At 60.3% G+C, this 11,920-nt stretch carries 11 protein-coding genes; 9 read left to right on the forward strand and 2 right to left on the reverse strand.

Annotated features, from left to right (window positions below; translation table 11 throughout):
• Positions 1-309 precede the first annotated feature (309 nt).
• The 3 genes from HFD97_RS01965 to idi all read left to right on the forward strand — a co-directional run bounded on the left by HFD97_RS01965 (position 310) and on the right by idi (position 4,195).
• Positions 310-1,419, forward strand: a complete 1,110-nt coding sequence (locus tag HFD97_RS01965) for a suppressor of fused domain protein (RefSeq protein WP_009091285.1) — start codon at positions 310-312, stop codon at positions 1,417-1,419.
• Between the two features lie 191 nt (positions 1,420-1,610).
• Positions 1,611-3,506, forward strand: coding sequence for a methyl-accepting chemotaxis protein (locus tag HFD97_RS01970; protein ID WP_046101475.1), 1,896 nt, complete (start codon positions 1,611-1,613; stop codon positions 3,504-3,506).
• A gap of 146 nt (positions 3,507-3,652) precedes the next feature.
• Positions 3,653-4,195, forward strand: a complete 543-nt coding sequence (gene idi / locus HFD97_RS01975) for an isopentenyl-diphosphate Delta-isomerase (protein WP_167431097.1) — start codon at positions 3,653-3,655, stop codon at positions 4,193-4,195.
• A gap of 55 nt (positions 4,196-4,250) precedes the next feature.
• On the opposite strand, the gene HFD97_RS01980 is transcribed toward idi, so the two are convergent.
• Positions 4,251-5,726, reverse strand: a complete 1,476-nt coding sequence (locus HFD97_RS01980) for an MFS transporter (RefSeq protein ID WP_167431096.1) — start codon at positions 5,724-5,726, stop codon at positions 4,251-4,253.
• Between the two features lie 304 nt (positions 5,727-6,030).
• Between HFD97_RS01980 and HFD97_RS01985 the strand changes: the two genes are divergently transcribed.
• From HFD97_RS01985 to HFD97_RS02000, 4 genes are read left to right on the forward strand one after another with little or no spacing between them, the layout of a single operon-like run.
• Entirely contained in the window at positions 6,031-6,942 is a 912-nt protein-coding gene (locus HFD97_RS01985; RefSeq protein WP_058957722.1) for an ABC transporter substrate-binding protein, read from the forward strand.
• A 3-nt stretch (positions 6,943-6,945) separates the two neighbouring features.
• Positions 6,946-8,121, forward strand: a complete 1,176-nt coding sequence (locus HFD97_RS01990) for an ABC transporter permease (RefSeq protein ID WP_167431095.1) — start codon at positions 6,946-6,948, stop codon at positions 8,119-8,121.
• The gene (locus HFD97_RS01995) at positions 8,114-9,061 is read left to right on the forward strand and encodes an ABC transporter ATP-binding protein (protein ID WP_167431094.1); all 948 of its coding nucleotides are present in this window, start codon (positions 8,114-8,116) and stop codon (positions 9,059-9,061) included. The genes HFD97_RS01990 and HFD97_RS01995 overlap by 8 nt, the downstream gene beginning before the upstream one ends.
• The gene (locus HFD97_RS02000) at positions 9,049-9,780 is read left to right on the forward strand and encodes an ABC transporter permease (RefSeq protein WP_167431093.1); all 732 of its coding nucleotides are present in this window, start codon (positions 9,049-9,051) and stop codon (positions 9,778-9,780) included. The genes HFD97_RS01995 and HFD97_RS02000 overlap by 13 nt, the downstream gene beginning before the upstream one ends.
• Before the next feature lie 176 nt (positions 9,781-9,956).
• Here HFD97_RS02000 and HFD97_RS02005 read toward each other — a convergent pair whose 3' ends face one another.
• A complete protein-coding gene (locus HFD97_RS02005; protein WP_009091268.1) occupies positions 9,957-10,691 on the reverse strand; it encodes a MerR family transcriptional regulator in 735 nt (244 codons plus the stop codon).
• A gap of 149 nt (positions 10,692-10,840) precedes the next feature.
• Here HFD97_RS02005 and HFD97_RS02010 point away from each other — a divergent pair, with 149 nt between their 5' ends.
• On the forward strand, positions 10,841-11,404 hold the full coding sequence (locus tag HFD97_RS02010; RefSeq protein WP_058957719.1) for a helix-turn-helix transcriptional regulator: 564 nt from the start codon (positions 10,841-10,843) through the stop codon (positions 11,402-11,404).
• A complete protein-coding gene (locus HFD97_RS02015) occupies positions 11,401-11,919 on the forward strand; it encodes a GNAT family N-acetyltransferase (RefSeq protein ID WP_167431092.1) in 519 nt (172 codons plus the stop codon). The genes HFD97_RS02010 and HFD97_RS02015 overlap by 4 nt, the downstream gene beginning before the upstream one ends.
• Position 11,920 lies beyond the last annotated feature (1 nt).

The raw sequence follows: 11,920 nt of genomic DNA on the forward strand, positions 1-11,920 counted from the left end.
GCCTCTGATGCTGCTGCTGCTCAGACCCGATCGCCGGAGAGGATGTCGCTTAGCAAATCATGGGGAAAAATGGTGTCGGCGGTGTCTCTGAGCTCTTCTGCTGTCCACCAGTGGTGCTGAGTGGCGAATCAGTCCGGTTTCTTCCCGCAACTCCTATAGCACTGCCTGCTCAAAGGTCTCCTGCGATTCCGGATGTAAATAGTGATCGCAGGCCACTTTGAGACTATTACCCTTGTCTCCGCGTGCAGCAGTCACGATCCTGCTCTATTCTCGGGGAAAATGGATTCCTCCAGGCTTTGTCGAGGCACTATGACGTACAAATCCCTGATTGCTGAAGTCCACAATCAGCAGCGCACCCTCACCGCTATTGTCGAACAGGATGCGCGCACCGCCTATTTTTACATCTGGCCCACCGACCTGTTCCGCAGTCAGTATGCGGTGCGCGGCTGCTGGCTGCGAAACCTGCTGCCCGCACCGGCGCAGGAAGATCGCGAGGCGATGGAGCAGGGCATTGCGCCGCTGCTCAGCGCCGAGTATTGCCGTAACCTGGAAGCGGAGCCTGCACTGAATCCCGCCGGGCTGCAGGTTCTCTGGGAGCCGAGCGATGATGGCGCGGCGCTCTGGTATTACGGTCAGCTGCTGGCGGTCATCCCCGGCTGGAGTCTTTACCAGGATAAGCAGGTCAGCTTCTCTGCGGGCTGCATCAAAAAGAACCGGCTGACGGCCCCGCTGGGTTCGGCCTCGACCAATGACTACTATGCCCGTGCAGAGCAGCAGCGTCAGTTCTGGCGCGAATGGCACGATGGCAGCGAGTGGGACAAGGTTCAGCAGGATCTCATGGCCTGCTATCAGAGTCGCTTTGGCGAGTCGGTGAAATATTACGCGATCGATCAGGGGAGCTGGCCGCCGATGGCCATCTCCCAGCACTGGCATCAGGGCGTCTGGTACTTCCTGACGATTGGCATGAGCATCCGGCCGATGCCGCAGGTCGACTACCTGTTTGATGAGCTGGCACCGCAGTATCGCCGTATCGAGCTGGGGATGGCGGTGGATGGCGAGGTCATGACCGAAGGCAATGCGGTGCAGATGGCGAGTGCTCTGGCGGAGTTTGTGCATCTGCCGTGGGCGCGCCTTACCTGGCTGGGGGAGGGGCATACGCTGGCATCGGAAGTCGCGCCGGTCGGCTTTGAGAGCTTCCTGCTGGCAAATGAGCTGGCCAGCGAACCGGCACAGTTTAAACTGCCCAAGCGCGATGGCGATCGTCCCACACTGCTCTGGACCACGCCGATCACCGAAGCAGAGCGGCAGTTCGCCCAGGCGGATGAGCATGGCGGTCAGAAGTTACGGGAATTGTTAACCGCTGGCGGCAGTAACCACATCTTCCGTCCGCGTCAGGAGGTTGTCGATTCAGAGGGCTAGGCCAGTCACGCCAGGCCTCTCTGCCTGTTCCCCGGCTGCCGTCGGGGATCACCCCATCCCGCCACGCGATTAAATTTTCACAAAAATTAAACATTTTTCATTTCTGTGATCCCGCTCATCTCAAGTTCTCCCTAAGCGAGCCGTTAACCCGGATCAGGCAATCGCGCCATACCAGGTTCAGGGGAACAAAGATGTTTAAAACAACACAATCCCGCTTTACCGCAACAATGATCGCGTTCTTTGTTGCGCTTTTACTCGTTACAGTTTGGGTCATCAATCAGTTTGTCGCACCGCAGCTGGTCGACAGCGAAAGCCGTCTGGTGCGTTATCAGGTCGATTCACTGGCCTCCGGTATCGTCGAGCAGATGAACCGCGTTCAGGCTCAGCAGCGTGCGATTACCGAAGCGGCCTCCGTCATGGACAGCGCCACCATCGACACCCTGTTACCGACGCTGGTTAACCAGTATCAGGACAGTAATGTCTTCGGCGGCGGTATCTGGCCGTTGCCAAATCGTCGCGATCCCGCCAAAGAGAAAAACAGCAGCTTCTTTGCCCGCAATGCCAGCAACGAACTGCAGGTCAATACCTACTGGAACTCCGATGCCGCCGACAAATACTGGGAGCAACCCTGGTACAAGGATGGCCTGGCCGCCCCGAAAGGGCAGTGCGCCTGGGCAAAAGCCTATCAGGATGCCGCCAGCCCACAGCCGCGAACCAACTGTGCCATGGCGATCTACCGCAACGGCACCGTCTGGGGCGTGGCAACCATCGACGTGACGCTGGGATTCTTTAACCAGCTGGCGAAGCAGATGGGCGAAACCATTCAGGGCAACGTGCTGATCGTCGAAGCGGATGGCAAAGTTGTCGGTAACGGTGCGCTGGTGAATGCCGCGCCGAAGCTGGAGAACCTGGCCGATGTGCAGACGCCGATGGCAGCGCCCCTGAAAGCGCTGCTGAGCGGGGCGGGCACCCAGCCACTGGAAACCACCTATGACAGCAGCGAAGGCGAGCAGACGCTGTTTCTGCAGGCCATTCCCGGCAGCCCGTGGTTTCTCGCCAGCAGCCTGCCGACCAGCCTGCTGAAAGCGCAGTCGCACAACATGCTGACGCGTCTGGGCCTGGTGCAGATTCCGCTGGCGGTGATCCTGCTGCTGGTATCGCTGGGCTTTGTCCGCGCCATGATGAAGCGTCTCAGCGTGCTGAACAGCAACATCGAAGCGCTGTCGACCGGCGGCGCGGACCTGACCCAGCGTCTCCCCGCCAGCAACAGCCCGGAGTTCAATGCCGTTGCGCAGAGCTTTAACCAGTTCATCAGCTATCTGCAGGGGTTAATCCAGCAGGTGGGCGACAGCGCGCTGGCGATCACCGCCGCGTCGCGCGAGATCGCCAGCGGCAACGCCAATCTCTCTTCGCGCACTGAAGATCAGGCCAGCTCGATTGTGGAAACGGCGGCGTCGATGGAGCAGCTGACCGGCACCGTGCGTCAGAACGCCGATAACGCCACTCACGCCAACCAGCTGGCAGGCGATGCCTCGCAGGTTGCCGCACGCGGTTCAGAAGTGGTGCGTCAGGTCGTCACCACCATGGGCGAGATCCACCATTCGTCACGTAAAGTGGTCGACATCATCAGCGTGATCGACAGCATCGCGTTCCAGACCAATATTCTGGCGCTGAACGCCGCCGTCGAGGCGGCCCGTGCCGGTGAGCAGGGGCGCGGTTTTGCGGTGGTGGCGTCAGAAGTGCGCAACCTGGCGCAGCGCTCAGCCAATTCGGCGCGTGAAATTAAAAAGTTAATTGAAGAGTCCGTGGCGAACATTGATACCGGCAGCGCGCTGGTGGAGCAGGCGGGTCAGACGATGGATGAGCTGATGCAGGGCGTCAGCAGCGTAACAACGCTGATGAGCGAGATCATGTCAGCCAGCCGGGAACAGAGCATGGGGATCGAGCAGGTTAACGTGGCGATTACGCAGCTGGATGGCACCACCCAGCAGAACGCCGTGCTGGTCGAGCAGGTTTCCGCTGCGGCTCAGGCGATGGAGGCGCAGAGTACCCAGCTTGAGCAGGTGGTGCAGAGCTTCCGGCTGTAATTCTTCCTCAGGCCAGCGTTGCTGGCCTGATTTTCGTCTGGCGTCATCCGCTTACCTCCGCCCGATAAGAGTAAAAATTCCTTTCTGTTACGCCCAAACCGCGAATCTTGTGCCAGAATAGTTGAGAATAATCTCAAGGAAACGCCATGTCTGCTATTGAAGTTATCCTCGTTGACCACCTCGATCGTCCCACCGGCAAAATGGAAAAGCTGGAAGTGCATGAAAAAGGACTACTGCACCGCGCGGTGACGGTCTACGTCTTCAATTCCCGGCAGGAGCTGTTACTGCAGCGGCGCGCCAGCGATAAATATCACTGTGGTGGCTTGTGGAGTAATACCTGCTGCGGGCATCCGTATCCTCATGAATCGACCCGTGACGCCGCTGAACGCCGCCTGCGCGAAGAGATGGGCATGGTGGTGACGCTGACGCCGGTGTTTGAGCTGAGCTACAACCTGAAGCTGAGTAATGGCCTGACCGAGCATGAATATGGTCACGTCTTTTTTGCCGTCTGCGACAGCCTGCCGCAGCTCAATCCGCAGGAAGCGGACGCCTTCGATTATCGCCCGATGGCGTTGATTGAAGAGCAGATGCAGCAGCAGCCAGAGCAGTTCACGCCGTGGTTTTTGCATACCTTCCCGCGTATCCCGGACTATCTGGAGCAGTTTCCTATCCCGGCCGTTACGGCATAAAAAAAACCGCACTGGGTGCGGTTTTCCTGCGCTCTGTCCATGCCCTCAGCGCGGATTATCGCGGCAGCTCAAAATCCTCTGCATCCACATCATAGCCCGATGGTTCCCAGCGGATGGCCAGCAGCGCCAGCAGTCCGGCCAGCGGGGCCAGGAAGATCACCCAGAACACGCCGGTGCCGAGCGCCGCAACCAGCACCGGGAACAGAAACAGTGAAACGGTCGAACTGCCGCGCATCAGCGTCTGATTGAAGCCGACGCCCACACCCCGCAGCGACGTGGGGTAGCTCAGTGACGCAAAGGTCATGGTGTGCGAGCCGGGCCCGAATCCCTGACCAAACAGGAACAGCGCCAGCATCCCGATCGCGACGGCCGCTTCCTGCCCCCCTTCCGGGCGACCAATCAGCGCCAGCCCGAGCAGCGCCACACACTGACAACTGTAACCCGCCACCGACATCTTCCAGGCTCCCAGACGCGGCACCAGACGCACCGCCAGCAGCCCGCCCACAAAGGCGAACAGCAGATTCAGCGCCAGCGACACCAGAATTGTGGTCAGCATCGACTGGGCAAAAAAGCTGGTAATGATCACCGGCAGGCCAAATGCGACGGCGTTATAAGCAAAGGATGAGGCGATAGAGGTAATGGTCGCCAGCAGCGTGCGGCGGCGATAGACGCCCTGCAGCAGCGCACCATAGTTGCGCCAGCTCGCCCTGCGCACCGGTTTAACCGGCGTCAGCGCGGCATCGGGTGCCACCTGCGCGTTGATATTCCATGCGCTGCGTAAGATCGCCGCCGCCCCTTTCAGGTCGCCCTGATTGGCCGCCCAGACCGGCGACTCACTCATGTAACGACTGCGGATAGCGATAATGACTATCGCCGGCACGGCTCCAAACCCCAGGATCAGCCGCCACAGCCAGTCGGTATGGCTCTCCGGCAATACCGCATAGAGCAGCAGCACCAGCAGATAGGAGATACTGATCGCCGCGTACCAGGTCGGGCACCACATCGCCACGCTGGCGGCTTTATTCCCCTTACCGCGCAGCTTTGAAAACTCCGCCAGAAAGGCCATCGCCACCGGCAGATCGATGCCGACACCCAGGCCCATCACAAAGCGCGCTGCACCCAGCACATACTCATTGGGAGCAAAAGCACAGGCGATAGCCGCGACGACGAAAAAGAACATATCGGCCATAAAGACCCGATAGCGGCCAATCTTATCGGTGAGGTAGCCGCCGAGCAGCGCACCCACGATCGCCCCGAAGGTAATCGCGGAGGCGATCATGCCGGTGCCGGTCGGCGTAAGATGAAATTCGCGCGTCACATCTTTGATGCCAAAAGCCAGCGCACCCAGATCGTAGGCGTCAAGAAACACGCCTCCCAGCGCAATCGCCACCACGATGCGGGCATTATTACGGGCGCTGTCGCCGCTGTTCACTAAACGGGAGACGTCAGCGGCGCTGCGAATCCATTGCGTTTCCCCGGCGGGCGAACGCCCGGCAGTCGCCACATGGGCAGAAGAAGTCAGGTCGGACATGATGTTGTGCGTCTTTTATTATAAAAACAGATTTTCGAGAATAGCCGTTTAGACGCCCAGACGTAAATTCATTTGAGTTATATAAAATTATTTTATAATCTCAAATCGTTATCAGTTTGCGAGAAAGTCAGCGGCATCACCGCCGCGCCAGGCTACGCTTTTAAGGCAGAGAATTTACCGCTTCGCGCCCTGCCAGCATCGACTCAGAAAGCAGGAGAGCAGTCTGATCGCTCAGGCGCACCATTGACGCCTCGCGAAAACATCACGCTATAACAACACGCGATAATGCGATAAGGAAAAGGTCATGGTCAGAATTCGGGGTTGGATCGGCGTCAGCGCCTTACTGCTCAGCATCGGGGTAGCACAGGCAGCCGATCCGGTGCGGGTCGGCTCAAAAATTGATACGGAAGGCTCGCTGCTGGGAAATGTGATTCTTCAGGTGCTGGAAAAGCATGGCGTGAAAACCGTGAATAAAATCCAGCTCGGCACCACTCAGGTGGTGCGTGGCGCGATCACGGCGGGCGAACTGGATATCTATCCGGAATATACCGGCAACGGCGCGTTTTTCTTTAACGATGAAAAAGACAGCGCGTGGAAGAATGCCGCCCAGGGCTACGAGAAAGTGAAAAAGCTCGATGCGGAGAAAAACCATCTGGTCTGGCTGACACCGGCACCGGCTAACAACACCTGGACCATCGCTGTGCGAAAAGATCTGGCCGAAAAGAATCAGCTTACCTCTCTGGCCGACCTCAGCGCCTGGCTGAAAAAAGGCGGGACCTTCAAGCTGGCGGCGTCGGCAGAGTTTATTGAACGCAGCGACGCCTTGCCCGCCTTTGAAAAAGCCTACGGATTTAACCTCACGCAGGATCAGCTGCTGTCGCTGGCTGGCGGCGATACCGCGGTGACCATCAGCGCGGCGGCACAGCAGACTTCCGGGGTGAACGCGGCGATGGCGTATGGCACCGACGGGCCGGTGGCGGCGCTGGGTCTGCAGACGCTCAGCGATCCGAAAGGCGTTCAGCCGATTTACGCCCCGACACCGGTGATCCGCGAATCGGTTCTGAAAGCGTACCCACAGATTGCGGAATGGCTGAAGCCGGTATTCAGCGCGCTGGACGAGAAGACGCTGCAACAGCTCAACGCGAAAATCGCCGTGGATGGCCAGGATGCCAGCAGCGTCGCGACCGAATGGCTGCAGCAGAAGAAGTTGCTGTAACCGATGGTGTTATCGCGGGAAGCGATACGTCGCCCGCTGCAACAGCCGGTGGCCCTGCTGCTGCTGACGCTGCTGAGCCTGGCGCTGGCGGCGCTGCCGTTTCTTAACTTCGCCCCGAACCGGCTGGTGGCCGGGGAACCGCTGATGGGATCGCAGATCAGCCGGTTCAGGCTGCTGCTTGTGCCGCTGCTGGCGCTCTGGTTGCTGTTATGGCGGCCGCCGACACGGGTAAACCTGGTGCTGGCGCTGCTGGCCGCGCAGCTGATGCTGGCCGCGATCCTCTGGCTCAGTGGTCATCAGGCCACGCTGCTCAGCCAGCAGGGCAGTCGTCTGGCACGCACCAGTTTTGCCAGCGGCCTGTGGTGCAGCGGCGCGCTGCTCCTGCTGCTGATCACGGATCGGGTGCGGCAGATCACCCGTCACCGGCTGGCTCAGCTGCTGCTCAATCTGCAGGTCTGGCTGCTGCCTCTGCTGCTGCTCTTCAGCGGTCAGCTCAGCGACCTCTCCCTGCTGAAAGAGTATGCCAACCGCCATGCGGTGTTTGATGCCGCACTGGGACGCCATCTCACGCTGCTGGCCGGCACGGTGCTGCCGGCGTTACTGATAGCGCTGCCGCTGGGGGTCCTGCTGTTCCGGCGGCCAGGCTGGCAGAGCGGCGTCTTTGGCGTGCTGAATGTGATCCAGACGGTGCCGTCGGTGGCGCTGTTTGGCCTGCTGATTGCGCCACTGGCCGGACTGGCAAATCACTTTCCGTGGCTCGGGGCCTGGGGCATCAGCGGCATCGGCATGGCCCCGGCGCTGATCGCCCTGGTGCTCTACGCCCTGCTGCCGCTGGTACGCAGCGTGGTGGTGGGGCTGCAGCAGGTGCCACACGAGGTGCGCGAAAGCGCGCGCGGCATGGGGATGAGCGGCTGGCAGCAGTTTGTCGCGGTCGATGTGCCGCTGGCGCTGCCGGTCTGGCTGGCGGGTCTGCGGGTAGTGGTGGTACAGACGCTGGGTATGGCGGTGGTCGCCGCGCTGATTGGGGCAGGCGGCTTTGGTGCGATTATTTTTCAGGGCCTGTTAAGCAGCGCGCTCGATCTGGTGCTGCTGGGGGTGATCCCGGTGATCGCGCTGGCGGTGGCGATCGATGCGCTGTTCCGCCTGCTGATCTCACTGCTGGAGAGAAAAGATGATTGAGTTCAGGGGCGTTTCCCGCGCCTTTAACGGCAAAACGGCGGTAAAAGATCTGTCGTTACAGGTGGCGGAAGGGGAGTTCTGCGTGCTGCTCGGCACCTCCGGCTCCGGTAAATCAACCACCCTTAAGATGATCAACCGGCTGGTGGAGTTCGACAGCGGTGACATCCGCTTTGCCGGTGAGTCGATTCGCCAGCTGAATGCCCGCACGCTGCGGCGCCGCATGGGCTATGCCATCCAGTCGATCGGGCTGTTTCCGCACTGGACGGTGCAGAAGAATATCGCCACGGTGCCCGAACTGCTGGGCTGGCCCCGCGCGCAGATCAACGAACGCATCACGGCGTTGCTGGCGCTGCTGAATCTGGACGCACAGCTGCTGAAGCGCTATCCGCATCAGCTCTCCGGCGGGCAGCAGCAGCGGGTCGGCGTGGCGCGAGCCCTGGCCGCCGATCCGGAGGTGCTGCTGATGGATGAGCCGTTCGGGGCGCTCGATCCGGTAACGCGGGGCGCGCTGCAGCAGGAGATGCTGCGTATCCACCGGCTGTCGGGACGGACCATCGTGCTGGTGACCCATGACATCGACGAGGCGCTGACCCTGGCAGACCGCATTGTACTGATGGATAACGGCGGGATTGTTCAGCAGGGCAGGCCGGTGGAGCTGCTGACCCGGCCAGAAAATGATTTTGTCCGCGACTTCTTTGGTCGCACGGAAATGGGGGTAAGACTGCTGTCGCTGGAGCACGTCGGGGATGCCGTCCGGCGCGGCGAGTGGCTGACGGACGAACCCATTGCCGCGACGCTGACGCTGCGTGACGCCCTGTCGCAGTTTATCACCCGGCGCACCGATAAACTGCCGGTGGTCGACGATCAGCAGCAGCCGCTGGGGGTGCTGCACTTTAGCGATCTGCTGCAACTGCGCGAGGGATTAGCATGCGCTGGCTGAAAGATCCGCTGCTGTGGCTGGTGCTGCTCTACGGCGCGCTGCTGGCCCTGATGCCCTACAGCGGGCCGCTGTTTCACACATGGTTTCCCGACCTGGCGCGGCCACTTTATCAGCAGGAGAGCTTCTGGCAGCTGACGCTGGCGCATCTGATGCTGGTGATCACGGCCAGCCTGCTGGCGATCGTTCTGGGCATCGGCAGCGGCGTGCTGGTCACGCGGCGCGCCGGTCGCGCCTTCCGGCCGCTGATGGAGACGATCGTGGCGGCGGGGCAGACGATTCCGCCGGTGGCCGTGCTGGCGATTGCCGTGCCGGTGATGGGCTTTGGGACCTGGCCCGCCGTCGTTGCGCTGCTGCTCTATGGGTTACTGCCGATTTTACAGGGCACGCTGGCCGGACTCGACAGCGTGCCCGCCAGCAGCCGGGAGATCGCCACCGGGCTGGGTATGAGCCCCTGGCAGCGGCTGTGGCAGATCGAGCTGGCGCTGGCTGCACCGGTGATCATCGCCGGAATACGCACCTCGGTGATCATTAATATCGGCACCGCCGCCATCGCCTCGACGGTCGGGGCGAAAAGTCTGGGGTCACCGGTGATTATCGGCTTAAGCGGTTTTAATACGGCGTATGTGATTCAGGGGGCGTTGCTGGTGGCGCTGCTGGCTATCGTCAGCGACCGCCTGTTTGAGCGCCTGCAACGCTGGCTTAGCGTGAGTGAACGATGAGAGAGTATCCGACCAGCATCAGTCCGCTGGTGCCGCCGACGGCCATGATAAAAAAGAGCGTGGCGAAAAAGGCTTTTTTGCAGTTCATGGAGAAAACCTGAGCGTGTTAACAGTGAGGCGGCGATAATAGCGCGCGCGAGGCAGCAGGCAAAGCGCCCGGCGTGCGTTTTTTGTTATCAGGCGGGTTCGTGCAACCGCACGGAATAGCCCTGTTCCTGCCAGTGTGACAGCTGTTCCTGCTGGCGACGGGTCAGTTTTTTACCGGTAAAGACAAACATGTTCATGCCGGGAAAGAGTTCAGGACGCGGCACGTCCAGCGGTTCGGCCAGTACATCAATCCGCCAGCCGTGCTGCGACAGACGCCAGCCCTCCAGCCAGATGCGGGTGCGATCCTCGATACCCCAGCCGATGATCAGCGCATCCTTGCCCGATTTTTTGCGGCTGCCCGTCAGGCAGAACGCGACATAGTCGATCAGCAGGCCATCCAGCAGGCTGCACATCGTGCGGGCGGTGTTCTGGTCCAGACTCAGCTTCTGGCGCACCGGCATGAAAACGTGGTCGATCAGCGCATCAATCGGATGCTCGCGGCCAATCGCGGCAATTTTGTTACGAAGTTTTGCGGGTCTGACGTGGCGCAGCACGCTGATCAGCTCATCCTGCAGGGTTGTCCAGCCATCATGGGCATCCACGTCGCCCCCTTCCAGCAGTGCCTTGACTTTACCGACCGGCACGCCGCTTTCAATCCAGCGCATGATCTCTTCAATGCGCTGTACATCTTCTTCATCAAACTGACGATGCCCGCCTTCGGTGCGCTGTGGCTTCAGCAAGCCATAACGACGCTGCCAGGCGCGCAGGGTGACTGGGTTTATGCCACAGCGCTCGGCGACGTCACCGATACTGTATAAGGTCATAAATGCCTCTTTCGATTGGTCTGAGTGCGATTACCATAACGAAGCCAGTTAAGTTGTACAATACATTTCGCAATGTACAACTTGACTGATACGCCTGTTTTCAGCTATATCTCATTTCAGAGAATAATTCCCTTACATGAGAAAATAACATGCCGGAGCTGAATACGGAGCAACGACTGGCGGTAAGGCTGGCAGAATTACGCCTGCAACGCGGCTGGTCTCTGGATGAACTTTCTGTCGCCACCGGCATCAGTCGCGCGTCATTATCGCGCATTGAGCGAAGCGAGACCAGCCCTACTGCCGCATTGCTTAACCGGCTGTGTGCCGCCTACGGATTAACCATGTCTCGCCTGCTGAGTGAGGTTGAGGAGTCGTCGAGTCTGCTGGTGCCTTATGATCAGCAACCGGTCTGGCATGACCCGTCCAGCGGTTTTATCCGCCGCAATGTTTCACCGCCCGCACTTCATTTTAGATGCGAACTGGTAGAGGGCAAATTACGGCCTGGTGCACGCATTGAATATGATGCGCCACCCATCCAGGGACTGGAGCAACATATCCTGCTTCAGGCAGGCGGCCTGACCGTATCGGTGGCCGAACAGCAGTGGACGCTTAAGCCCGGTGACTGTTTACGTTTTCACCTCACCGGAAAATCGGCTTTCGAGGCGCATCTGACCGAAGGCGCACACTATCTGCTGGCGGTGGCAAAACCATGATCGATTATCAGAGGCTTTCACCTGAACAGGCACAACAGGAGATCGATGGGCTGACGGCAGTGCTTCAGGCCTGCGTGGCCGATGGCGCCAGTGTCGGATTCGTGGATGCCGCCGATGTGGCGGTGATGACGCGCTTCTGGCAGCAGCGGGTAGCCAGCCTGACCAGCGGGGAGAGCGAACTGCTGGTGGCGCGTCAGCACAACCGGATTGTGGCGACGGTGATCCTCAGTCGCAGCGCGATGCCGAACGGCCGCCATCGGGCCGACGTTAGCAAGCTGCTGGTGCATCCGCAGGCGCGGCGTCAGGGGATTGCCCGCGAACTGATGCAGCGCGCTGAGCAGCTGGCCCGCGGGCAGGAAAAAACGCTGCTGGTGCTGGATACCCGCAGCGGTGACGTTGCCAGCGATCTCTATCGTTCGCTGGGCTGGCAGGTGGCAGGGTCGATCCCCTTTTATGCCGAGTCGACGGCGGGCGTGCTGGATGCCACCACCTATATGTATAAGGTACTGGCGTAGC

This window comes from Pantoea sp. EKM103V, from assembly GCF_011800365.1.
GTDB classification, from domain to species: Bacteria; Pseudomonadota; Gammaproteobacteria; order Enterobacterales; family Enterobacteriaceae; genus Pantoea; species Pantoea anthophila.

Coding starts and splice junctions, on each gene's coding strand:
- HFD97_RS01965 (WP_009091285.1), top strand. CDS start 310: ATGACGTACAAATCCCTGATTGCTGAAGTCCACAATCAGCAGCGCACC.
- HFD97_RS01970 (WP_046101475.1), top strand. CDS start 1,611: ATGTTTAAAACAACACAATCCCGCTTTACCGCAACAATGATCGCGTTC.
- idi (WP_167431097.1), top strand. CDS start 3,653: ATGTCTGCTATTGAAGTTATCCTCGTTGACCACCTCGATCGTCCCACC.
- HFD97_RS01980 (WP_167431096.1), bottom strand. CDS start 5,726: ATGTCCGACCTGACTTCTTCTGCCCATGTGGCGACTGCCGGGCGTTCG.
- HFD97_RS01985 (WP_058957722.1), top strand. CDS start 6,031: ATGGTCAGAATTCGGGGTTGGATCGGCGTCAGCGCCTTACTGCTCAGC.
- HFD97_RS01990 (WP_167431095.1), top strand. CDS start 6,946: ATGGTGTTATCGCGGGAAGCGATACGTCGCCCGCTGCAACAGCCGGTG.
- HFD97_RS01995 (WP_167431094.1), top strand. CDS start 8,114: ATGATTGAGTTCAGGGGCGTTTCCCGCGCCTTTAACGGCAAAACGGCG.
- HFD97_RS02000 (WP_167431093.1), top strand. CDS start 9,049: ATGCGCTGGCTGAAAGATCCGCTGCTGTGGCTGGTGCTGCTCTACGGC.
- HFD97_RS02005 (WP_009091268.1), bottom strand. CDS start 10,691: ATGACCTTATACAGTATCGGTGACGTCGCCGAGCGCTGTGGCATAAAC.
- HFD97_RS02010 (WP_058957719.1), top strand. CDS start 10,841: ATGCCGGAGCTGAATACGGAGCAACGACTGGCGGTAAGGCTGGCAGAA.
- HFD97_RS02015 (WP_167431092.1), top strand. CDS start 11,401: ATGATCGATTATCAGAGGCTTTCACCTGAACAGGCACAACAGGAGATC.